A 23,123-nucleotide genomic window follows, 5' to 3' on the forward strand; every position below is an offset into this window, starting at 1 on the left:
GAATGTTTAATTACTTATACATCACAAGATCTCCGGAGGTTGCTCGGGCTGCTGAACAGGCCGGGGTTACCCGGATCTTCGTTGACCTTGAGATTCATGGCAAGGTGGATCGGCAAGGGCATCTCAATACAGTAATTAGCCGTCATAGTATTAACGATGTGGCCCGTGTGAAAGCAGCGCTTACAAGCGCCGAATTGCTGGTGCGGTTGAACCCCCTGCATGAGGGCACCGAAAAGGAGGTTGACGAGGCGATCAAAGCGGGCGCCGATATCATTATGCAGCCTATGTTTCATTCGGCCGAGGAGGTGCTGGAGTTTGGGCGCTGTATTGATGGGAGAGTTCGCTTTATGCCACTGGTTGAAACTGGAAGTGCTCTGGACCAGATCGGTTCGATAGCAGCGCTGTACTGTGTGGATGAACTTCACATCGGGTTGAATGATCTGCATCTGGATCTAGGGCTTCAGTTCATGTTTGAGCCGGTCGCTTCCGGCCTGATAGAGCAAAGCCTCAGGAATGTTGAGAAGCCCTGTGGTTTTGGTGGTATCGCCCGTATTGGCCAAGGTGATGTGCCGGGCGAGTTGGTGATGGCGGAGCACGTTCGGCTTGGTTCGTCTGGTGTGATCCTCTCACGTGCATTTCATGCCGGTGCCGACAGCGTAGAAGCGCTTAATGATGGTTTCTCATTCCGGACTGAGCTTGAGCGCCTGATGGAAGAGCGTAAGGCATTGCTAAAAATGGATGCCGATTCCCTCAATGCCAAACACCTGGAATTCCAGGCTGGGGTGAAAAAAGTGGTGGGTAAGCTGTGAAACGATCGTTCGACATTGTGATGTCTGTGATGGCTCTTCTTGTATTTTCGCCAGTGTTCATCGTAATTCCGTTACTGATTCGCCGTGATGGTGGTCCGGCTCTTTTTCGGCAGGTGAGGGTTGGCCTTCATGGAAAGCCGTTCAATATCTACAAGTTCCGAAGTATGGTGGTGAATTCCGAACAGCTGGGCAGCCACAGTACTCAGACGAATGATCCGCGTATAACGAAAATCGGTCAGTTTTTGCGCAAAACCAGCATTGATGAGTTGCCGCAATTAATCAACGTCCTGAAGGGTGACATGAGCCTCGTGGGGCCACGGCCTAACGTACTGGGGCAGAGGTCAGAGTATACTCAGGAGCAATGGGATATTCGGAACAGTGTGTTGCCAGGGATTACCGGGTTAGCCCAGGCAAAATTGCGCTCGGATGCGACCTGGAAGCAGCGCTATGAGCTGGATGCCGAGTATGTTCGCTCCTACTCTCTGAGTTTTGATATCAAGATTATTGTGCTGACTGTGAAGCAAGTTCTTACCAAAGGTGGTAACTAGAATGTGTGGCATTTTTGGGTACTACGGATTTGACAGTGTCCGTTACCAAGATTCCCAGCTGATCGCTATGGGTGACTCCATACGCCACAGAGGCCCGGACTCCCGGGGAATCTGGCATAAGCCAGAGCATGGGGTAGCTCTGGGAAATCAACGGTTGTCCATTCTCGATCTGGAACATGGCAGCCAGCCGTTTATTTCAGACGATGGCAAAGTGGTAGTGGTCCAGAATGGTGAGATTTTTAATCACGTGGAAATTTCCGGTGATTTAAAGGGCTCACCCTGGGAATGCCGTACACACTGCGATACTGAGGTGATCCTCAGGCTGTACGAAAAAGAGGGCATCGGCGGCCTGAGTCAGCTTAACGGCATGTTCGCCATTGCTATATACGATGCCCGGGAAGAGGCATTGTTCCTGTTTCGTGATCGCGTCGGTGAAAAGCCGCTGTACTATCATTGTGATGACTCCGCTCTGGTATTTGGTTCTGAAATCAAGGCGATCCTTAGTCTGTTGCCGGCCAAGCCAGGCCTGGATCATACCGCCATGAACCTGTTTTTCGGCCTGAACTACGTGCCCCAGCCATTCACTCTATTTGACAGAGTGAGGCATGTTAAGCCGGGACATTATCTGCGGTGTGATCACTCCGGAATCCGGGAGAAATGCTGGTGGGATCTGTCTCGCATTCAGCTAGAGCAGAAATCAGAGACCCAGTGGATTGAGGAGTTCAACGAATTGCTGGATGACTCCGTGCGCATCCGGCTTCGGGCAGATGTGCCCTTTGGTGCCTTCCTGTCTGGTGGCGTGGACTCGTCCACTGTGGTTGGGCTCATGAGCAAGCATATGAACCAGCCCGTGCGAACATATAGCATCGGTTTTGATGACCCGAAGTACGATGAATCGCCTTATGCACAAGAGGCTGCTACACGGTTTAACACCCTTCATAAACTGGAAATTGTGCAGCCCAATCTACTGTCTCTCTGGCCGATGGCCATCTACCACTGTGATCAACCCCACGGTGATGTGTCGTTCCTTCCAACCTATAAGGTCGCTGAACTGGCCTCCCAAGATGTGAAGATGGTTCTTACGGGGGATGGGGCGGATGAACTGTACGCAGGATATGATAAATACAAAAATTTTTTTAGCAGTGACGAGGTGGAATTCTACAGTGACGACGAATTCGGCCGGCGCTATATAGATAATATCAGCCTGTTCGATAACCGGGGCCTTGAGCGGCTTCTTTCTGATAATGTGCGAGCGCAGTTGGACCCTGAGTTTTCGGTGTTGGCGGTTGTAGGGAAGGAACTGGAACGCTCCCGGCATATGGGGAGAATCAACCAGACCCTGTTTGTAGATACCGAGCTATTGCTGTCAGGAAATAATCTGGTCAAGCCGGACCGGATGGGGATGGCGGTATCGATTGAGAATCGGGCTCCTTTTCTGGATTATCGCCTTATCGAACATGCATTTTCAATGCCCGGTGAGCTGAAGCTGAGCCAGGGTGAAACCAAATATTTTTATAAGAAAGCTGTGTCTGGCCTAATTGGTGATGGGCTGGCCTACCGCAAGAAGCAGATGTTCACCGTTCCGGTTGGTGACTGGTTCAAAAAGGAAATTCGGCCATTGTGTGAGGACTTGCTACTAAGTAAGCGCACCCGGTCCCGCGGTTTGTTTGACTATGATTATGTTGAACAGCTATTGGTTGAGCACTGCGAGGAGCGTGAGAATAACACCCGTGAGATTCGGGCATTGATGGCGTTTGAGTACTGGTGTAGAGAGTTTATGGACCGATGAAGCATATTCTGATGGTGTGTTATGGCGGCGGCCATATGAAAGTGTTGGCGCCGCTCTATGCTGAACTCTCGCTGCGGTACCGCGTTACCGTGCTTGCATTGACATCGGCGGGCTCATATATGCGGGAGCAGGGGATACCGAGCCTGGGGTTTCGGGACTTTGCGTTTACCCGCTCTTCAGATATTCAAGCCTACGGGCAGCAGTTGGCTGTGGATGTTCCAGAGAACGGTGTGGTGCCACGAGAGGAAACGGTAGCATATCTAGGTTCGTCCTTTTTTGATCTGGTGAATCAGTTGAAGGATGAGGGCGAAGCATATGAGCTGTATCGCAAGAAAGGCCGAGCGGCGTTTTTGCCTGTTGCCTCTCTTCGAAAGATTATTGATGAACTTCACGTTGATGCTGTTATTACAACTAATGCTCCTAGGGCAGAGCGGGCTGCATTGATTGTGGCAAAAGAACTATGTTTGCCCAGTGTATGTGTTAACGATAACCTCTGGATTCGAGGTGGAGTTTCTGATGTTGCTGATTTTGGGCTTGCAGATCGAATCTGTGTATTAAATGATTTTGTTAAGGGTGAGTTGCTCTCAAAAACTTGTGTTGATGTTGATGTTGTCAAGGTGACAGGGTCGCCCGTTTTTGACCCATTAAAGTTGGCAAGGTGGATCCCTAATGATTTAGGTGTGCCAAGAGTACTTCTTGCAGACTGTGAGTTGCCAGAAAAACATCCTTATCTTGACTTAAGAAATGCTGTTCAAGGTATTGAATGTGCTATTCGTGATGAACTTAATAGGTTGGCGTCCGAAGGGGTTGTTGATGTCTATTTTAGACCGCATCCTAGTCAGGAGTATGACTATTCGGCTTACCCTTTCTGCAAGCTGTCTGATCCGAAGGAAAGCCTAATTGATCGCCTTTCAAGAACAGATGTGGTTGTCACAGCTATTAGTACTGTTGGTGTTGAAGGTAAGGCTATGGGTCTTGGCCTAGTTTCGATAGAGAAGACTGTTTTCTCAACTCTTGAGTCATATGAAAAAATAGGGATGTCTACTGGTGTTGTACACCCGGAGCAGTTAAGGGGTGCAATTTTTAAAGAGTTTGAAAAGGATAGGGAGCTTGATTTTTTGTATAAAGGTCGTGCGTTGAAAAATGTAATTTCTGTGGTTGAGAGGGTTGTTTTGTGAGCTTTTCCTATGAGAAAAAAGGGGTTGTCTGCTTTTTTGCATTTCTTTTGGCTTTGGCGGCCTTTCTTATGGGTAACTCTTTTTTCGGCGGAGGGATGTTCTCCGAAGATGTTGATGGTTTTTTTAGCCAAATCAACTCGGTGGCGGTTGGTGCTGATTTGGGGAGCTTAGAGATTATTCATAAGATACGATATTTTCTGGTGTTTCCTTTTTATAGTTTTTCTGAATTTTCATTTGTTCAAGGTATCTTGCTTGTTGTTTATGTTCTTCCAGTTTTGGCCTTCTTGAAAGTCCCCTGGCGAGTGAGGTTTATTTCTATGTCTGTATTTTTCCTCCCCGCTTTTTTTAGTTACCGCTCTGTTTTGACAATGGTTGCAATTTATGTCGTTGTGGCACATTTTTTCTGGCGGCAGCAGTCTTTTAAATTCATATTCTTGTCTTTCTTTTATTCATTTCTCAGTACTGGTTGCTTTCTTGGCTTGGTGTTGATTTTTTTATTTTCCATGAAGTGGTCTTTGCTCTCAAAGCTTAAAAAGTTTGTTTTTTTATTTTCTTTCTCTATTCTTTTTCTAGTGTTTTCTGGGTCGATTTTCCACAAGTTTTTCTTTTTTATTGATCCTGTTAGGTTCGGCTCTGCTTCGGCTGTGAGCCTGAAAAGTATTGAAGAGCTTGAAGGTTTTAGTTTTTTAGGTTTGATGATGAGTGTTCTTGAGAGGGGAGTCCTCTTTTCTGCTTTTGGTGAGGACTTTCTTAGGTTTTCCATGCTTGTTTTGTTTTGGTTTTTTTCGCTCCTGTTTCTCTTTCTTAATAAATCTAGATTGTCGCTTGGTGTTTTTTTGGTCTACTCGATTGGTTGCTTGTTAGAAGGGTTGATGGCTTTTAGCTTTATTTTTTCATTATTTATTTTATTTTCTGACTATATTATAAGGCAGGCTGCTCGATCTCTCTTCTCGAAGCCTGGTTTTGTTTAGCTGGGCTGCCTTTTTCTGTGAGTCCTGATAGTTGAATGTGTTATGGGGTCATCTTCTGTTGGCAGTGCTGGCTTTTATACAGCAGTTAATCTTGGAGCAGATTCACACGGATAACGTATGGGTCTGACGCGAACAAATAGGAACTTGTGATGAATCAACCGGGACGCATGCACCGCTCTGTTGCTCAGCTCAGCCGGGGGAAGAAGCGGCTGATCATGGTGGGCGCGGATCTGGTCGCCTTGCCGTTGGCTCTGTGGTCGGCCTACGCGTTGCGCTTCGCCGAGTGGTGGCCGGAGCGCTATATCGAGCCCTTCTGGTGGCTGTTCCTGGTGGTGCCACCGGTGGGGGTTTTTATCTTCGCCCGGCTGGGGCTCTACCGGGCGGTGGTACGCTTTATGGGGCCCCAGGCGCTATGGGCGGTGGTCAAGGGGTCGGTGTTGCTAGCCTTGATCATGTGGGCGGCGGCTTTCTTCTATCAGTGGCAGCAGTTCCCGCGTTCGATCCCGGTGAACTTTGCCCTGGTTACCCTGGTATATGTGGGCGGCGCCCGGGTACTGGTGCGTAGCTACTATCAGTGGCTGATCAAGCATTATACCCAGAAGGAGGCCGTGGCCATCTATGGCGCCGGCGGGGCGGGGGCGCAGCTCGCCCTGGCCCTGTCCAATAGCCGTGAGTTCTACATCGCCGCCTTCCTCGATGATGAGCCGAGCCTGTGGGACAGCACCATCAAAGGCATCCGGGTGTACAACCCCGAGACCTTCTCGCCGGTGGCCGAGCAGCTCGGCGTGACTCGAGTGCTGTTGGCCATGCCGACGGCCACCAAGGCCCAGCGCAAGCAGGCCCTGGATAAGCTGGCCGATACCGCTGTCCATGTGCAGACGGTGCCCTCCATGCCGGAGATCGTCTCCGGTGAGGCGAGCGTCGACCAACTGCGCGAGGTGGAGTTGGAGGACTTGCTGGGGCGCGATCCGGTGCCGCCCCGGGAGGAGCTGCTCGATGCCAGCATCCGCGGCAAGGTGGTAATGGTCACCGGGGCCGGCGGCTCCATCGGCAGCGAGCTGTGTCGTCAGGTGATGCGGGGAGGGCCCATGGCCCTGGTGCTGTTCGAGATCAGCGAATATGGGCTCTATGCCATCGACCAAGAGCTGGAGGCCCTGAAGGCGGAGATGCGGGAGAGCTTCCCGATCTATGCCCTGCTGGGCAGCGTCTGCGACCGCAGTCGAGTCGAGGCGGTGATGCGCCGCTATGGCGTCCAGACCCTCTACCATGCGGCGGCCTACAAGCATGTGCCCATCGTCGAGCACAATGTGCTGGAGGGGGTGCGCAATAACGTGCATGGCACCCGGGTGGTGGCGGAGAGCGCCGCGGCCCTGGGCGTCGAGCGCTGCGTGCTGATCTCCACCGACAAGGCTGTGCGGCCCACCAATGTGATGGGGGCCACCAAGCGTATGGCCGAGCTGGTGTTGCAGGACCTGGCGACCCGCGACGGCGAGACGATCTTCTCCATGGTGCGCTTCGGTAACGTGCTGGGCTCCAGCGGCTCGGTGGTGCCGCTGTTCCGCCGGCAGATCGCCGAGGGAGGGCCGGTTACGGTGACCCACCCCGAGATTACCCGCTATTTCATGACCATCCCCGAGGCGGCCCTGCTGGTGATCCAGGCCGGCTCCATGGCCGAGGGGGGCGATGTCTTCGTGCTGGATATGGGCGAGCCGGTGAAGATCCACGACCTGGCGCGGCGGATGATCCAGCTCACCGGCCTGGAGGTGAAGGACGATAAGCACCCGGAGGGTGATATCGAGATCGTCTTCAATGGCCTGCGCCCCGGCGAGAAGCTCTACGAGGAATTGTTGATCGGCGACAACGTGATCGGCACCCCGCACCCCAAGATCCTGCGGGCCGAGGAGGAGCGGTTGCCCCGCCAGGTATTGGAGGAACTGCTTGAGGAGCTATGTCAGGCCGAGCGCGGGTTGGAAAGCGAACGCGCCTGTGAGGCCCTCAAGCGGGGTGTCAGTGGTTTCCAGCATAGCGGTGAGCTATGTGACCTGTTGGCAGCGTCTCCTCGGCGGCCGGTGATTGCCGCCATGGTCAAACCCTAAGCATTTCGGTAATCTTCTAAAGGATGCCCGGCCTGATGTCGGGCATCCTCTTTTTTGGCCCCCCAGATGATCCGATACAACCACAATGAAACCTTTTAGCCGTACACTACCGCGCCCCGCCTGGGGCTGCCCGACCATTCTGGCGTCGCTTGGCCTGCTGGTCTTGGGGTTGCATGCTGCCACGCGTCTGATTTTACCCTCACAATCCGAATTGCTTGGCACGCTATTGGCATTGGTTGGGCTATTGGCCATCCTGCGCTGGGGGAAGGCCGTTCGAGGCAGCGTTCCTCTATGGTTACTGCTGGGTGCCCTCCTGGTGCAACTGCTTAGCTGGGGGCTCGGCATGCTGCATCATCCAGAGTGGATGCCCGATAATCCGAAGCTAGATAGGCTGGCCAAGCTATTTACTTTTGTCGCAGTTGCTTGGTGGCTGGCTGGAAATACGCGCTATACCTTGCGAATCTGGGGGCTGGCCCTACTAGGGGTGCTGCTGGCCACTCTAGTCTCGCCAGAGTCACGTCAGGACTGGCTTCATGGCCTCAGTGGCAATCGGGTCGATTTTGCCATCTACAATGCCCAGCATGCTGCCATGTATTTTGGAGCGGGGCTGTTGGGCTTGCTGGCCTTTGCGGGGCGCTTGATGGAGCCAGGAGCATGGCGTTGGCTTCGGGGCGTACTGTGGGTGGCCGGTACCCTGGCTTGCGTCTTAGGGCTGATCATTACTCAGACTCGAGCTGCCTGGCTGGGAGCCACTTTCGGCTTGATTGGTATGGTGATTGTCTGGCTGGCATGCAGGTATCGGGCTGGTGAACGATGGCATTCGCCCTGGCGAATGGTCTCAGTACTGGTGGCGGGGTTGGGCGTTATCACTGTCATTGGTATCGGTTTTGAAGAAACCGTTGCGAATCGTATCGCCAGTGAGCGCCAAACCGTGAGTGCTCTGATGGAGGGTGAGCTCGAGGATGTTCCTTATTCCAGTGTGGGTATTCGCATTCATACCTGGGTTGCAGCCACTGAGTGGATCGCCGAGCGCCCTTTGGTGGGGTGGGGAGAAAACGCCCGTAGCTTGGTGATTCAGCAGACTGATTGGTTGCCCGATACGATTCGTGCTCGATTCGGGCATCTCCATAACAGCATCCTGGAGATCCTGGTGAGTTATGGCCTTCTGGGGGGAATGGTTTTTCTCGGCCTGAGTGTCTGGTTGCTCTGGGGTAGCTATCGTGCTTGGCAGGCCGGCGTCATGCCTGGGGATATGATGTTGTTTTTCATCGGCTTTTCTGTTTTTTGGTTTATCATTAACTTGTTCGAGTCCTTCATGGGCTTTTGGACAGGTGTTTTCTTGTTCAACATCATCCTTGGAGGCATCGTTACCCATATTTGGCGTTGGCAAGCCGGTGAATCAGCAACGTTTTTTGGTCGGCAAGTAAGGAGTACCTTTGAACAATAGCGCTAAGCATCAGAGCCCCAAGCGCATCTTGATGGTGCTGCGTCGGCTTGGTATGGGAGGTATCGAGAAGGCCACCGTGGTCTTGGCGAACGCTATGGTTCGGGAGGGTCACGAGGTTCACTTGTTGATTTTCAAGGGACAGCCTGAGCTGGAACTTGATCCGAGGGTGCGGGTGCATTGCCGTAATCTTGAGCGTGAGTCGCGCAAGACTCCCCTGGGGTTGGCCTATTACATCCTTAGTCGCACCTTACTTCGCTTCGTCGTGCCCGGCTCCAGCAGTGTCTGGCCGGGGTTTGTGGTCAGTCGCCGATTCAAGGATTTTCTGCATCAATTGGAGGCCGCCGATGGTCGCTTCGACCTGATCCTGATCCGTGGGCAGGGGGCCTTCGAGCTGCTCTGGAACTTTTATGATTCCCGCTGTTGGCAGATGGTCGAGGCAGTCACGGGGGTCTATGAAAACCGCGAGCGCGAGAGTCGCTGGCTGACGAGAAAATTGTTTGAGGGCAAGCGAGTTATCTGCGTCTCCCAGGGTATTGCTGATGGGTTACGTCATCATCTGGAAGATTATGGCGTGATGCTCGCCGACCTCAGGGTCATATATAACGCGGTACCTATTGATGATATTCGTCGATTAGGCAATGAGACACCCGTTCCGGCTTTCGATCGACCTTACCTGGTGCATGTGGCGCGCCTAGTGCCCGAGAAAGGGCAGCGGGTTCTTATTGAAGCCTACTACCTGGCCCGGCAGCAGGGTGTCACGGCTCCATTAGTCATCATCGGGGATGGCTCGGAGCGAGGGCGCCTGGAGGCCCAGGCCGAGCGCTTGGGTCTTCGGGATCACGTGCATTTCCTGGGACAGCAGAGTAATCCCTATCCTTGGGTAGCAAGGGCCAGCGCATTTGTGCTGAGCTCCCATTTTGAAGGGCTAGGGTTGGTTCTGATCGAGGCTTTGGCGCTGGGAACCCAATGCGTCGCTACCGATGTGCCGGGAGGAATTCGCGAGGTGTTGAGTGGTAAGCAGCGTCGACTGGTCGCTGAGCATGGCCCCGCCAGCCTGGCCGAGAAGATTCGCGAGGCCCTGGTCGAGCCGGTGGCCATCGATGCGTCCTTCGTCGAACGCTTCGAGGAATGCACCATACTGCCCCAGTTCCTGTTATTGATCGATGAGGCCGAGTCCCCTCTATCGGACCAGACGTAGCCGCCATGCTTTATTTCCTGATCATGGGCGGGCTGCTCTTCTCGGTGCTGTTCAGCGTTGGTTGGGTGTTGTATCGCACCGGCCGCTGGGCCTTCGGTGGGCGGGTGCTACGGAGAACCGCCAGCAAGCCGCGGCAGCGTGCCGGCACCGGGGCGAAGCGCACCGCGACAAGAGATAAAAGGCCTCGGTTGGCCAGGCCACCTGGAGCCCTGGCCCGATTCCTGGCACGGCTGGGGTCGATCTGGGCGCTGACCCTACTGGCACTTCTGCTTTATGGCGGTCTCAAGCTGGCCGAGCATGGCATGGCCGCCAGTCCCCGGACGCCTCCCGCGGGCTTCCACGAGCTGGTCGCCGCGCTGGGCTGGCTCGCCCTGGCGCTGGCGTCGCTGAGCGTTCTTGTCGTGGCCGCGCGCTGGCGCTGTCATGGCCATGAGAGCCGCTGACCCGCTTACTGTCTTCGAACGGTCATCCCCGGCTGTTACTCCTGACACCCTCGGTTTCAGGAGGCAAGCGCATGAAGATCACGGTATTTGGCAGCGGCTATGTGGGCCTGGTGACGGCGGCCTGCCTGGCGGACGTTGGGCACGAGGTATTGTGCATGGACGTGGACAAGGCACGGATCGCCCGGCTGCGCGATGGCGAAGTGCCCATTCATGAGCCGGGCCTGGAGCCCATGATCCGCGGCAACCTCAAGGCGGGACGCCTGGCCTTTACCGCCAACCTGGATGTCGCCGTGGAATTTGGGTGCTTGCTATTTATCGCCGTAGGGACCCCCTCCGCGGCCGATGGCAGTGCCGACCTGAGCCAGGTACTGACGGTGGCGCAGGGCATCGGCGAGCGCATGACCGATGACAAGGTGGTGATCAACAAGTCGACGGTGCCGGTCGGTAGCGCCGATCGCGTCGCCGCGGCGATTCGCGCGGCCCTGGAGGCCCGGGGCGAGGCCATCGAGTTCGATGTCTGCTCGAACCCGGAGTTTCTCAAGGAAGGCTCGGCCATCGAGGACTTCACTCACGCGCCGCGTATCGTGGTGGGGGCCGACTCGCCTCGGGTCGAGGCGCTGATGCGCGAATGCTATGCCCCCTATATCCGCCTGCAGGAGAAGCTGATCTTCATGGGGGTGAGGGACGCCGAACTGACCAAGTATGCCGCTAACGCCATGCTCGCCACTAAGATCAGCTTTATCAACGAGATCGCCAACCTCGCCGAGCGCCTGGGCGCCGATGTGGAGCAGGTGCGTCGCGGCATCGGCAGCGATCCTCGCATCGGTTATCACTTCATCTATCCGGGGTGTGGTTATGGCGGCTCCTGCTTTCCTAAGGACGTGAGGGCCCTGGTTCACACCGCCGAGGGCGTCGACTACCCGGCGCGGCTGCTTCAGGCGGTGGAGGGGGTGAACCATCGCCAGAAACGGACCCTGTTCGCCAAGCTCTCGCGGGCCCTCGGTGGGGCCCTGGCGGGCAAGACCATTGCCCTCTGGGGGCTGGCCTTCAAGCCCAATACCGACGACATGCGCGAGGCGCCCAGTCGCACCCTGATGGAGGCACTATGGGCGGCCGGTGCTCGCGTGCGAGCCTATGATCCGGTGGCCATGCCGGAGTGTCGACGCCTCTACGGCGAACGCGCCGACCTGGCCCTGGTCGCGGACCGTGGTCAGGCGGTAGCCGGGGCCGATGCCCTGGTGATCTGCACGGAGTGGAAGGAGTTTCGCACCCTCGATGGCGACTGGCTCAGGGAGCGGCTCCGGCTGCCGGTGGTCATCGACGGACGCAATCTCTACGACCCCGGATCGATGCATGCCGCCGGCCTGCTGTATCATGCCGTGGGGCGCGGGGTGCCCGGTGGCACCCGAGAACAAGGGACAATCATCGGAGCGGATCAGCGGCGTGACGAGACTGGGATGGAGGCTGCGGCTGAGGAATCGGCTGCGTATCGATGCGCATAATCGGCTCGAGGTCGCGCGGGATGCACGGGTTCGCGACTGCCGGATTCATATCAAGGGACGCGGGAATACCCTGAGTATCGCGCCCGGCGCCAACCTGCGAGGTGTCTTGCTGGAACTGCGGGGCGATGACAACCACCTCTCGATAGGAGAGGGCACCGTGATCGGCGGCGACTGCTATCTCAGCGCTCGGGGCAGCGGTACTCGGCTGATCATCGGCGCCGATGGCATGCTGTCGCGAAACGTGAAGGTCATGACCGGAGATGGCCACGATATCCTCGAGGGGGATCGCTGCATCAATGCCCCCCGCTCGATCCATATCGACGACCATGTCTGGTTGGCCGACGAGGTCACGGTGCTCAAGGGTGTCAGCATCGGTCGCGACGCCGTGGTGGGGCTGGGAAGTATCGTCACCCGCGACGTTCCGGCGGGAGCCATCGCGGCGGGGAACCCGGCCAGGGTGGTTCGCGACGGCATCCACTGGGTGCGTTGAGGCGACAACTCGAGCGATTATATCGCTTCATCCAAGGGCCCGGCGAAACGCCGGGCCCTTGGCGTTTCTGGGGCATGGTCAGATGGTATTGCGCAGCCCCAGCTCATAGGGGTGCGGATCCAGGTAGGTCTGGGTACGGATATAGTCGGAACCGTGGCGCTTGACGTAGTGGGTGAGTAGGCGCAACGGCACCACCAGGTTGACCTGGCCCAGGCGGTACTCCTCGATGGCCTGGAGCAGGTCCTGGCGGCTGGGGCCATCCAGGCACTGCTTCAGGTAGCCCAGCACATGGGTGAGGACGTTGGTGTGGGTCTTGCGGGTGGCGCGGCGACTCAGCGCTGCCATGAAGAGGCGCAGGTAATGGGCCATGGCGTCGTCCAGCGGTTCCCGGTGGGCTTCGGCCAGATAGCGCCCCAGCTCCCGATAGCTCCCCACATGGTGGGCCATCAGCAGCAGCTTCTGGCGGCTATGGAACTGCAGCAGGGCATGGTAGCTCGGCTCGGCCTCCACCCGGCGCTTCCAGTCATCGAAGGCGTAGACCCGGGTGATAAAGTTCTCCCGCAGCACCGGGTCGTTGAGGCGCGCCTCCTCTTCCAGGGGCAGCTCGGGGAAATGCTCCTTGAGGGCGCGGACGAAGGCGCCGGAGTCGGCGTGGCTGGGCATGCCATTGAAGTGGTAGACCTTGACCCGCTCCAGGCCGCAGCTGGGCGAGCCCTTCATCAGGATAAAGCCACGCAGGTGGCGGTGGCCGGCGATAAAGCGCTCGCTGACCCGGTCCAGGTCTTCGGTGACGTCGCGACTGGTGTCCTCGGTGCCGACGACCCGGGGCCGCTCGCCGAGCTTACCCATCAGGCGTATCGGCACCCGGGGCACGCCGAGGCCCGCCGCCAGTTCCGGGCAGAAGGGCTCGAAGGCGAAGCGCTCACCGAGGACCTCCAGGCAGTAACGGGAACGCTTGTGACCGCCGTTGTAGCGGACCTGGTCGCCCATCAGGCAGGCGCTGATGCCTACCGGGATTCCTGACTCGCTGGCGTGACCCTGGGTCATGGCTCGCTCCTTGAATTGGCCTTGCCCTATCATCGCCCGCTGACGCGGGTTCCCACAACACCAGTGGCATTACCTGCATAGTGGGAGCTGGCTTTAGCCGGCGATTCTGGTGGCCTGCTGCCGCATGCCCTCGAAAATTGGCTCACTGATGGCTGCGGGAAACTCCTCGGGCAGTTGGTTGGCCACTTCGGCAATGACCGGCTCGGTGCGTTCGGCAACTTCCCGCAGGATGGCCGATGCCCGGTCGGTCGAGAAGCCAACTTGGCGAGCGGTGCTGAGGAAGTGCCGCGGTGCCATCCTGGCCCAGCGGTAATGGCGATTCTTGCCTTTCAAGGCCATGGCCATCTTGGCTCTTTCGGCGGCGATGCTCCCTTGCGCCATCAGGGGATGCGCGGAAATCACGTCGTAGAGTGGCGTCATGCGATAGGCGCTGCCGGGCTCGAGGAAAAGGCTGAAGTTCTTGGCATGGCCATCGATCGCTGCCAATAGCCAGAAGATGACCTGGGTCTTGAAGAAAGCCTCCCGGTCCTGGCGTGCTTGCTGCGAGCCGAGCAGCAATTTCATGACGGCCTCGATGCCGGGCCCGCCATCGCTTTCGTACTTCAGCGCGGGGGCGACTCCCAACGCCTGGCAGATGTCTTCCTGGGGCAGGCGCATCAACCAGGAGCCGTCTTGCGACCAGCGTCGATCGAAGCGCTGGACCACGAGGGTTCGTTGTGCCCCGAAACTCGCCAGCTCCACCCGGGCGACGGGGAGTCCGAAGGCCTCAAGGAGCCGGAGGCAAAGCCACTCATTTTCACCGCTCTGGCGAAGATCGATATTGCTGTGCTCGAGAAACCCGATCGGCAGCTTGAGGATATGGCTGGTGGGCGTGCTCCCGGCAGGACGCTGCCACCTGCCCTGATGCCATAGCAAGGCGGTCTTCTCCTGGGCACCAGCCAGGGAAATGCGGAAATCCGCATCCCGAGCCATGCCCAGGGGGGCATCCTGATAACCGGCTAGCAAGGCCTCGATGGCGTGATCATCCAAGGGCTCGGCGGTGAGGGTCTTGACGTCGGGAATGACCTGGCCTTCGGGGTACAACTGGATGGCCCCGATGCAATCGCGACCTATGCTAGCCAAGAGGTCGAAGGGATGCCGCGTCGCGATCCCGAAACGTGCCTGCATCCTGGCGCGAATTGCCTCGGCATCCGGCAGCAAGTTATCGAAGAAGTTATAGACAACCGAGCCACGATAGGGCGTTGTCGTCAGTGGCAGCGATAAGGAGATGGCGCGAGCCCCAGGGCGATTGACCCACTCCGCGAGGTATTCGAATGCCATGGCGCCGGATTGCGACAGTGACAGTACGCCGACTTCGATGCCATTGAGCGCCACGATAAGCCTAGCCATGGCCTACCACTCCTGGTCCCAGGAGTGATCGTCCGATGTGGCGTCGTCTGCCGAGGCGCGTTCGCTGAGGTGCAGCTCAAGCTCGAGGGCCGAGAGCAGTTTGAACAGGGTCTCGATACGGCTCCGCTCGGGATGATTCTCGATGCTGGATACCGTCGCCTGCTTGATGCCGATCAGCTCGGCGGTTGCCTGCTGGGTCAGGTGGCGATCCCGCCGCGCATTTTTCAGGGATTGGGCCAGCATTTCCGGCGAGGTGATCTTCATCGTTATCCTTCATGGCGGATAGTGAGTTATATATCCTCTATGAAGGATAATAGCATAATATACCCTGAGGGGGATATTATGCTTTATCACCGAGTTGTCAGGGTACCAGTGCCAGGGCCTCGCCGGTGAACAGTCGCGCCTGGGCCTGCTGGGTCAGGCCATAAGCCTGGCGGATGGCGGTTCGATCCACCTCGCCACAGGGCAGGGGGCTCGCCAGCTCCGGAGATGCCCGCCAGTCGTGGCAGCGTGCCTGGGTCGGGTCGGCCAGGGGGATCTCCACCAGGCGCTCCGTGCCTTCGAACCAGTGCAGGGTGCCGTTGAGGAAGAAGTCGGCGATCTGTGGCGCCTCGTCGTCGAACAGCGAATGCCCCATGGCATGGGGCAGCGGCTGGCCTACCAACTCGGCCAGGGTCGGGGCCAGGTCGCGTTGGTGGGCGATGCGCCCGGGCTCTCCGGCGGAGACCCGCTCCGGCATATAGAGGGCGAAGGGCAGCAGGGCCCGCTCCAGGGCGCTACCGTGCACCCGGGCCGTATGGTCGGAGACCAGCAGCAGCGCCCAGGGGTGCTCCCACTCCCGGGCCTCCAAGGCGGCGACGAAATCGCCAAGCTCCTGGTCCGCGAGGTGAAGTACATTGCGCTCTATATCGAGTTGCGTCTCGCCGGTGGTCAGCCGCGGCGCGCCCTCATAAAGCTGGATATCGTGGGTGGTGTTGGTATTGATGCCCACCATCATCGGCTCGTCGAGCGAGGGCAGGCGGGCCAGCACATGGCGGTAGAGGTCGCCGTCGTAGACGCCCCAGGCGTTCTCGTCATGGCGGCGGATGTCGATATCGGCCTTGCCCTGACTCAGTTCGAAGCCCAGCGACTGGGCATAGGCGCCCACGCCGCTGGTGTTCTCGTGGGAGCCCTGGAAGAAGGCGGTATCCCAGCCGGCGTCGCGCAGCCGCTCCGGCAGACAGCCATGGTCGTCCAGGGCCTGGGCGGTCTTGGCCAGGGTCTGGCCTAGGGGATTCTGGTAGCTGCAGAAGACCGCGAACATGCCCTCGGTGGTGCGCATGCCGCCGGAGACCAGCTCGCGGCCGGCCAGGCTTTGCGCGGCGATGGCATCGAAATTCGGGGTCACCGGGGTGCCGTCTTCCAGCGGGCGCATATGCGCGCTGGACCAGCTCTCCAGCAGGACCACGATCAGGTTCACGGGCTCCGCGGTGGTGGCTGACGGCAGGGGCTGGCGATCGGCATAGAGCCGGGCCACCTCGTCGCGGGCCGCCTCGCCATCGAGCCACGTCATGGGCAACTGGCGCAGGCCACCGTGGCCGCTCTGCAGGCCATAGAGGGCGGCATAGGCGCCGTTGAGGGCGGCCGTGGCTTCCCCGGCGTCCGCCAGGCGCATGGCGTCATGGGGGCCCTGGGGCAATTGAGTGACGCTGCCCCGCACCAGCAGAACGCTGAGGATTACCACCGCCAGCAGCGACAGCTCGAGGTGCAGGCCGCGCCCCGGCCGCCCGCTGGGGATCCAGGCCAGGCGGGCGATCAGCGCGGTCGCCGCGGCAATCGCCAGCAGCCAGGGCCAGTGCAGAACCAGCATCTGGGTCGCGCTGCCGGCGGAGTTGAAGAGCTCGGCGGCCTCGTAGCCGATATGACGACCGGTCTCCTGCCAGTAGAGCCAGTCGCCGAGATGAGCGGCGAGCAGCAAGATGGTGGCGGGGACCAGCCAGCCGCGGCGCGGCGGCGTCAGCCCCAGGCGACTGGGTAGCCACAAGCCCAGTACGGTAAGGCCGGAAAGCAGGGCGGAGATCGCCAGGTCGAAACGCAGGCCCCACCACCAGGCACGGGGCCAGAGAGCCTCGGGGACCATCCAGGCGCCGCCCAGCAGCCGCAGCGTCAGGGTCAGCAGGGTGAGAATCACGAGGAATTTCAGCCAGCTGTGCAATAGCGCCGGCGTTTGGGAAGAAGTTCTCTGCGTCATTATCTTGCTTATTGATTATAAAAGGGCGGTGAATATTACCAAAATATGTCCGTGGAGGTGGCGCAAATCGCCGGCTACAGCCAGCTCGTATGTTTGAAGGAGACCCAGAACGGACCAGAGTGAGAAGGCTTGTCGGGGTGGAGGGAGCCTGCTTCAGCAGGCGATAAAATGGCGGTGATGGGGTAAAACGGGACCGTTTGTCGCTGTTATATCGATATGCTGTCCAAGGGTTGTATAGTGGTGACCCTGGTTCGAAGACGGCGACGGCGGACTCATGACCCTCAAGCGACTCCTTCCCCTGATGATCCTGGCGATCGGCATCGCGGGCTTCGTGGCACTGCGCCTGACGCGCCCCGAGCCGCCCCCGGCGGCGAGTCAGGAGCGCAGCTGGCGCATCGCGGTGCAGGAGGTGCGGCTGGGGGAGGAGGTGCCGATCCTGCCGCTGTTCGGCGAGCTGGTGGCGCCGCAGCGGGTCACCCTGACCGCCTCGCTGACCGCTCATATCGCCGAGCGCCCGGTGCGCGAGGGGCAGCGGGTGGCCGAGGGCGACCTGCTGGTGGCCCTGGAGGAGGCGGATATCGCGCCGCTGCTGGCGCAGGCCGCCGCCGAGGTGGCCGACCTGGAGGCGCAGTTGGCCAACGAGGCGCTGCGTCTGGCCAGCGACCGGGCGGCCCTGGCCCGGGAGCAGGAGATCCGCGATACCGCCGCCCGCCAACTGGAGCGTACCCGCAGCCTGGTGGAACGCAACCTGGCGTCCCGGGCGGATCTGGACGGCGCCCGGGACGCCCTGTCCCGGGCTCGACTGACCCTGACCACCCGCGAGAATGCCATCGCCGAACACCCCGCGCGCCGCGCCAGCCTGGAGGCGCGGCTGGCACGCGCCGAGGCCAACCTGGCGGCGGTGCGCCGGGACGCCGAGCGCGCCCGAGTCACCGCGCCCTTCGATGGCATCGTCAGCGATGTCCGGGTGGCCCCCGGCGACCGGGTGGCAAGCGGAACGACCCTGCTATCGCTCTATCCCGAGGCGGGGCTGGAGTTGCGGGCGCGCCTGCCCCGTGAGCACGAGGCCGAGCTGCTCGGGGCCCTGTCCCGGGGCGAGACGCTGCTGGCCGAGGCCGACAATGGCGCGCGCTTCGAGTTGATAGGCTTCGCCGGGGAGGGGGATGCCAGCGGCAGCGAGGCGATCCTGGCGCTGCGTGAGGCCGCGCCCGGGCTGCGCCCCGGCAGCCTGATCACGGTGACCCTGGCGCGCCCCACCCACCCCCGGGCCCTGGCGCTGCCCTACGGTGCCTTGCACGGCAACGACCGGGTGTATCGGGTGGAGGAGGGGCGCCTGGTGCGCCTGGACGTGGAGCGCCTGGGCGAGGCCCGCGGCGCCGATGGCGAGCCGCTCGCCCTGGTCACCGGCGAGGCCCTGGCCGACGGTCAGCGCATCATGGTCACCCACCTGCCCAATGCCATGCAGGGGTTGCGGGTCGAGGTCGCCGATGCCGCAGATACCCCCGATACCCCCGATACCCCCGAGGAGCCCGAGGCGTGAGCAAGCGGCGTGGGGTGATCGGTTTCTTCGTCCATCATCGGGTGGCCGCCAACCTGGTGATGCTGGTGATGCTGGTGGGCGGCGTGCTGGGGCTGTCGCGGATGAATATCCAGTTCTTCCCGACCTTCGCCCTTGACGTGGCCAGCGTGCGGGTGGTGTGGAGCGGTGCCTCGGCGGAGGACGTGGAGCAGGGCATCACCCTGCCCCTGGAAGAGCGACTGCGCAGCATCGATGGCCTCAAGCGCATAACCTCCACCTCCACCCAGGGGGTGGCCAGCATCACCCTGGAGTTCGTCGAGGGCACCGACCCGGTATTGGCGCTGGACGACGTGCGCCAGGAGGTCGAGAGCTTCACCAACCTGCCGGCGGACGCCGAGCGACCCCGGGTCAACCGGGTCGCCCGCTACGAGCCGGTGGCGCGCCTGCTGCTGTATGGCGACCTGGCCGAGGATGAGCTTCGGGCCCTGGCGCAGCGCTTCGAGTCCCAGCTATTGCAACGCGGCATCGACCGGGTCGAGCTGGAGGGGGTCGCCGCGCAGCAGATCAGCGTCGAGGTGCCCGCCGAGCGACTGCAGACCCTGGGGCTGTCCCTGGCGCAGGTGGTCGAGCGTATCCAGGGCATGTCCCGGGACCTGCCGGCGGGGCTGCTGGGGCAGCAGGACAGCGCCCGGGAGCTGCGCGCCGTGGAACAGCGCCGCGCCGCCCGAGAATTCGAGAACCTGACGATCCTCAGCGGCGACCGGGTGCGGCTGCGCCTGGGCGATATCGCCATCATTCGCCAGGAGCCGCGGCGCGGCCAGGTGCGCCTGACGCACCAGGGCCAGCCCGCCGTCGAGCTGCAACTGCAGCGGGCCGAGGCGGGCAACTCCCTGGCGGCGGCGCGCATTCTCGATGACTGGCTCGAGGAGGTGCGCCCGAGCCTGCCGCCCTCGGCGCATCTCAAGGTGCATGACGAGAGCTGGCAGCTGATCGCCGAGCGCATCTGGCTGCTGATCGGCAACGGCCTGGGCGGCCTGGTGCTGGTGATCGTGCTGCTCTACTTCTTCCTGCCGGCGAGGGTCGCCGCCTGGGTCGCGGTGGGGATTCCCACCGCTTTCATGGCCGCCATGCTGGTGTTCTGGGGGATCGGTGGCTCCATCAACATGATGTCGCTGTTCGCCCTGATCATGGCGCTGGGGGTGATCGTCGACGACGCCATCGTGGTGGGTGAGGACGCCGATGCCCATTACCGCCTGGGCGAGGCCCCGCGCAGTGCCTCGGAGGGGGCCGCCAAGCGCATGCTGTGGCCGGTGGTGGCCTCGTCGCTGACCACGGTGGCGGCCTTTATGCCGCTGCTGATGGTGGGTGGGGTGATCGGCAATATCCTCGGCGATATTCCGGTGATCATGATCTGCGTGCTGATCGCCTCGCTGCTGGAGTGCTTCGTGGTGCTGCCGGCGCACCTGCGTCACGCCTTCGACCCGCGCCGAGAGGCGCCGAGCCACCGCCTGGAACGCCTGCGCCAGGGCTTCGAGGCACGTTTCGAGGCCTTCCGCGAGGGGCCCTTCCGGCGCGTCTCGGCGCTGAGCCTGCGTCACCGCGGCGCTACCCTGGCCACCGCTCTGGCGGTGACCCTGGTCACCGCCGGCCTGGTGGCGGGGGGGCGCATCGGCTTTACCTTCTTCCCCTCGCCGGAGCCCACGGTGCTCTATGCCAATGCCAGCTTCGTGGCGGGGACCGAGGCGGCGCGGGTGGAGCGCTTCGTCGCACACCTGGAGACGACCCTGGAGGCGGCTGAAGCCGACCTCGGCGGCGGATTGATCCGCACCCGGGTGACCCGCTACGGGGCCAGCCTGGGGGCCGGGGGCACCGGGCGGCGCGCCGATGAGCTGGGCTCGATCATGATCGAGCTGATCTCCCCGGACGACCGGGAGGTGCGCAATAGCGAGCTGATCCGCGCCTGGCGGCAGCGCATCACCATGCCGGCGGGCCTCGAGGCCCTGACCATCAGCGAGCGGGCCGCCGGACCGCCAGGCCGCGACGTGGAGATTCGCCTGACCGGCGACGACGCCCTCGACCTGCGGCATGCCGCCGACCGGCTGCGCGAGGCGCTGGCCAGCCTGCCCGGGGTACTGGATACCGAAGACGACATGCCCTGGGGCCGCGAGCAGTTGATCTACCGGGTCAATGCCCAGGGCGAGGCCCTGGGGCTGACCACCAGCGAGCTGGGGCGTCAGCTGCGCACCGCCTTCGACGGCCAGGTGGTGCAGGTCTATCAGCAGGGTGCCGACGAGGTGGAGGTGCGTGTGATGCTGCCCCGGGCGCAGCGCGAACGCCTGGCGACCCTGTCGCGGCTGGCCATCGAGGTGCCGGATGGCCGGCTGGTGCCGCTGTCGCAGGTGATCTCCCTGTCGCCGGCCCAGGGCTTCGAGGCGTTGCGGCATGCCGATGGGCGCCTGGCGGTGCAGGTGGGGGCAGAGCTGGATAGCGGCGTGACCTCCGCTCAGGAGGTGCTGGCGAGCCTGAGCCGCGAGACCCTGCCGGAGCTGGCCCGGACCTTCCATATCGCCTACAGCTTCGAGGGGCGCGCCGCCGACCAGCGCGAGACCCTGGCCGATATGCGCACCGGCCTGATCGTCGGCCTGGGGCTGATGTATGTGGTGCTGGCCTGGGTCTTCGCCTCCTGGAGCCTGCCGCTGATCGTCATGGCGATCATTCCCTTCGCCCTGGTGGGCGGGGTGCTGGGTCACTGGCTGCTGGGCATCGAGCTGACGGTGCTGTCGCTGTTCGGCCTCTTCGGGCTCTCCGGCATCGTGGTCAACAACGCCATCATCCTGGTGACCTTCTATCGTCAGCAGCGCCGTCAGGGGCTGACCATCGATGCCGCCCTCAACGAGGCGGTGGTGCAGCGGGTGAGGGCGGTGCTGCTGACCTCCCTGACCACCATCGGTGGCCTGATGCCGCTGCTCTTCGAGACCTCGCTGCAGGCCCAGTTCCTGATCCCCATGGCGGTCTCCATCGCCTTCGGCCTGGGGCTCTCCACCCTGCTGGTGCTGCTGGTGATTCCGGCGCTGCTCTCGTATCTGGAGCATCTACGGGCTCGGCTAGGGCGGCATGGGGAAGCGCCCCCGATCGCCGAGGTGACAAACCGCGGCTAACGCCCGCTTCTACTCCAAGGCAATCGCCAGCTAAAGCTAGCTCCTACTAGGATGGCGAGACCCCAGGATGGTAAGAGCCTGCTTTAGCAGGCGAAAAGCTCGGGTAGGCGATAAGGTCGGGTAAATCGCCAGCTAAAGCTAGCTCCTGCCGTGTGGCGGAAAGGCCGCGCCAATCCGCCACGGTCGAAACGCTTGTGTGGACGGCAGGCGGCTGATAGATTGCTAAATGCAAGTCATTTTCATTGGCAAAGAGGAGTTGCAATGAAGCACTTTATGTTTTTGGCGGCCCTGACCTTCGGGCTGGTGGGCGAGGCCCTGGCCGAGCGGGTCGATCACTTTCAGGGCGAAGCCGCCGAGACCCTCGAGGCGGCGGTGGCGAATTTCACCGAATACAATCGGCGCCTCGATGCCCTCCTGGCCCAGGAGAGCCTGAGCGACGAGGAGCTGGGGCAGGTCCATGAGCTGACCTACACCCTGGAGAATGCCCTGCAGACCCTCTCCGAGGAGGTCGATGGGATGGCCATGGAGCTCGAGGAGGTCCACCTGGCCTCGGAACGCCTGGATGGCGAGGCCGTCAAGGCCCACGGCCAGTCCTACCTGGACAAGGCCAAGACCCTGACGGCCTGGGAGTGAGCGATCGCAGGCCGTAACGGCCATTGCCGACACCCCGGCGCTTGACCACGACCGGCCCCGCTCTTGGCGGGGCCGGTCTCGTTGGCCGTCTTACAGGCCGCGTGTCGCTTCGAAGTCGAACCAGGCTCCCTGCCAACCCTCCTCGGTCTCGACCCTGACCCTGGCTCGCCAGGGCATGACCTCCTCGGTACAGACGCCAACCTGGGCCGGGCCGGCGAAGTGACCCGGCTCGGTACGCTCCAGCGGGAAGCGGTGCAGTCCCATCTCCATGCCGATGCCTTCGAAGTCGACGCGGACGCGCCGCACCTCGGCGGCATCGCTCTCCACGCGCAGCGTCAGCGGCGTCAGGGCGCGAATCGGCTTCTCGCCGTCGATGGCAAAGCGCAGCCGACTGCCATCGGCGAGGGTCGCCTGGCAGGGGGCCTGCCGAAGATCGCAGGGGGTGTCGCTGGTCTGCCAGGCGATGCCATCGCGGGAGGCGAAGCGCTGCATGGCATACCAGGAGGCGCCGCCCAGGATCAGCAGGGTCACGAGAATCAGCGTATTGAGGCGTAACGAGGTAACCATGGCATCATCGGCGATGAGTAGGGCCGAGTACTCTAGCAGGTCGCCAGGATCCGCGCCCGGGGGAGATTGTCGCAGGGGCGGCAGGGCGCTTCATGCCGGGAATAACCCC

Annotated in this window: 19 protein-coding genes; 14 read left to right on the top strand and 5 right to left on the bottom strand. The window is 60.9% G+C overall.

The features are described from left to right. Window positions 1-2: 2 nt before the first annotated feature. The 11 genes from NFU04_RS09975 to NFU04_RS10025 all read left to right on the top strand — a co-directional run bounded on the left by NFU04_RS09975 (window position 3) and on the right by NFU04_RS10025 (window position 12,471). The gene (locus NFU04_RS09975) at window positions 3-809 is read left to right on the top strand and encodes an aldolase/citrate lyase family protein (protein ID WP_251309291.1); all 807 of its coding nucleotides are present in this window, start codon (window positions 3-5) and stop codon (window positions 807-809) included. Beyond that, window positions 806-1,357 carry a sugar transferase gene (locus NFU04_RS09980; protein WP_251309292.1) on the top strand — a complete coding sequence of 184 codons (552 nt, stop codon included), beginning with the start codon at window positions 806-808 and terminating at the stop codon, window positions 1,355-1,357. Before NFU04_RS09975 ends, NFU04_RS09980 begins: the two co-directional genes overlap by 4 nt. Window position 1,358: 1 nt before the next feature. After that, window positions 1,359-3,146 carry an asparagine synthase (glutamine-hydrolyzing) gene (gene asnB / locus NFU04_RS09985; protein WP_251309293.1) on the top strand — a complete coding sequence of 596 codons (1,788 nt, stop codon included), beginning with the start codon at window positions 1,359-1,361 and terminating at the stop codon, window positions 3,144-3,146. Continuing rightward, window positions 3,143-4,324, top strand: a complete 1,182-nt coding sequence (locus NFU04_RS09990) for a hypothetical protein (protein WP_251309294.1) — start codon at window positions 3,143-3,145, stop codon at window positions 4,322-4,324. The genes asnB and NFU04_RS09990 overlap by 4 nt, the downstream gene beginning before the upstream one ends. Further along, window positions 4,321-5,295 carry a hypothetical protein gene (locus tag NFU04_RS09995; protein ID WP_251309295.1) on the top strand — a complete coding sequence of 325 codons (975 nt, stop codon included), beginning with the start codon at window positions 4,321-4,323 and terminating at the stop codon, window positions 5,293-5,295. Before NFU04_RS09990 ends, NFU04_RS09995 begins: the two co-directional genes overlap by 4 nt. A gap of 149 nt (window positions 5,296-5,444) precedes the next feature. After that, window positions 5,445-7,391: a nucleoside-diphosphate sugar epimerase/dehydratase gene (locus tag NFU04_RS10000; RefSeq protein ID WP_251309296.1), complete on the top strand. Its 1,947-nt coding sequence runs from the start codon at window positions 5,445-5,447 to the stop codon at window positions 7,389-7,391. Window positions 7,392-7,476: 85 nt separating this feature from the next. Further along, window positions 7,477-8,838: an O-antigen ligase family protein gene (locus tag NFU04_RS10005; protein ID WP_251309297.1), complete on the top strand. Its 1,362-nt coding sequence runs from the start codon at window positions 7,477-7,479 to the stop codon at window positions 8,836-8,838. Next, complete coding sequence (locus NFU04_RS10010) at window positions 8,828-10,036, top strand: glycosyltransferase (RefSeq protein WP_251309298.1); 1,209 nt, start codon at window positions 8,828-8,830, stop codon at window positions 10,034-10,036. The genes NFU04_RS10005 and NFU04_RS10010 overlap by 11 nt, the downstream gene beginning before the upstream one ends. Before the next feature lie 5 nt (window positions 10,037-10,041). Further along, the gene (locus NFU04_RS10015; RefSeq protein ID WP_251309299.1) at window positions 10,042-10,479 is read left to right on the top strand and encodes a hypothetical protein; all 438 of its coding nucleotides are present in this window, start codon (window positions 10,042-10,044) and stop codon (window positions 10,477-10,479) included. 71 nt (window positions 10,480-10,550) lie between these two features. Continuing rightward, window positions 10,551-11,981, top strand: coding sequence for a UDP-glucose dehydrogenase family protein (locus tag NFU04_RS10020; protein ID WP_251309300.1), 1,431 nt, complete (start codon window positions 10,551-10,553; stop codon window positions 11,979-11,981). 106 nt (window positions 11,982-12,087) lie between these two features. Continuing rightward, window positions 12,088-12,471: an acyltransferase gene (locus NFU04_RS10025; RefSeq protein WP_251309342.1), complete on the top strand. Its 384-nt coding sequence runs from the start codon at window positions 12,088-12,090 to the stop codon at window positions 12,469-12,471. 78 nt (window positions 12,472-12,549) lie between these two features. Here NFU04_RS10025 and NFU04_RS10030 read toward each other — a convergent pair whose 3' ends face one another. From NFU04_RS10030 to NFU04_RS10045, 4 genes are all read right to left on the bottom strand, one after another. Beyond that, entirely contained in the window at window positions 12,550-13,518 is a 969-nt protein-coding gene (locus NFU04_RS10030; protein WP_251309301.1) for a YbgA family protein, read from the bottom strand. Window positions 13,519-13,611: 93 nt separating this feature from the next. Continuing rightward, window positions 13,612-14,907: a type II toxin-antitoxin system HipA family toxin gene (locus NFU04_RS10035; RefSeq protein WP_251309302.1), complete on the bottom strand. Its 1,296-nt coding sequence runs from the start codon at window positions 14,905-14,907 to the stop codon at window positions 13,612-13,614. A 3-nt stretch (window positions 14,908-14,910) separates the two neighbouring features. Beyond that, the gene (locus NFU04_RS10040) at window positions 14,911-15,171 is read right to left on the bottom strand and encodes a helix-turn-helix domain-containing protein (protein WP_251309303.1); all 261 of its coding nucleotides are present in this window, start codon (window positions 15,169-15,171) and stop codon (window positions 14,911-14,913) included. 97 nt (window positions 15,172-15,268) lie between these two features. Next, the gene (locus tag NFU04_RS10045; protein ID WP_251309304.1) at window positions 15,269-17,077 is read right to left on the bottom strand and encodes an LTA synthase family protein; all 1,809 of its coding nucleotides are present in this window, start codon (window positions 17,075-17,077) and stop codon (window positions 15,269-15,271) included. A gap of 334 nt (window positions 17,078-17,411) precedes the next feature. On the opposite strand from NFU04_RS10045, the gene NFU04_RS10050 reads away from it, so the two are divergent. The 3 genes from NFU04_RS10050 (at window position 17,412) to NFU04_RS10060 (ending at window position 22,447) form a co-directional block, all read left to right on the top strand. Further along, complete coding sequence (locus NFU04_RS10050) at window positions 17,412-18,677, top strand: efflux RND transporter periplasmic adaptor subunit (protein ID WP_251309305.1); 1,266 nt, start codon at window positions 17,412-17,414, stop codon at window positions 18,675-18,677. After that, the gene (locus NFU04_RS10055; protein ID WP_251309306.1) at window positions 18,674-21,814 is read left to right on the top strand and encodes an efflux RND transporter permease subunit; all 3,141 of its coding nucleotides are present in this window, start codon (window positions 18,674-18,676) and stop codon (window positions 21,812-21,814) included. Before NFU04_RS10050 ends, NFU04_RS10055 begins: the two co-directional genes overlap by 4 nt. A 261-nt stretch (window positions 21,815-22,075) precedes the next feature. Next, the gene (locus tag NFU04_RS10060) at window positions 22,076-22,447 is read left to right on the top strand and encodes a DUF6746 family protein (protein ID WP_251309307.1); all 372 of its coding nucleotides are present in this window, start codon (window positions 22,076-22,078) and stop codon (window positions 22,445-22,447) included. A 90-nt stretch (window positions 22,448-22,537) separates the two neighbouring features. Here the strand turns inward: NFU04_RS10060 and NFU04_RS10065 are convergent, their stop codons facing one another. Then, window positions 22,538-23,014 carry a hypothetical protein gene (locus NFU04_RS10065; protein ID WP_251309308.1) on the bottom strand — a complete coding sequence of 159 codons (477 nt, stop codon included), beginning with the start codon at window positions 23,012-23,014 and terminating at the stop codon, window positions 22,538-22,540. Between the last annotated feature and the right edge of the window lie 109 nt (window positions 23,015-23,123).

It is taken from the genome of Halomonas sp. NCCP-2165, assembly GCF_023708045.1.
Lineage (GTDB): Bacteria > Pseudomonadota > Gammaproteobacteria > Pseudomonadales > Halomonadaceae > Bisbaumannia > Bisbaumannia pacifica.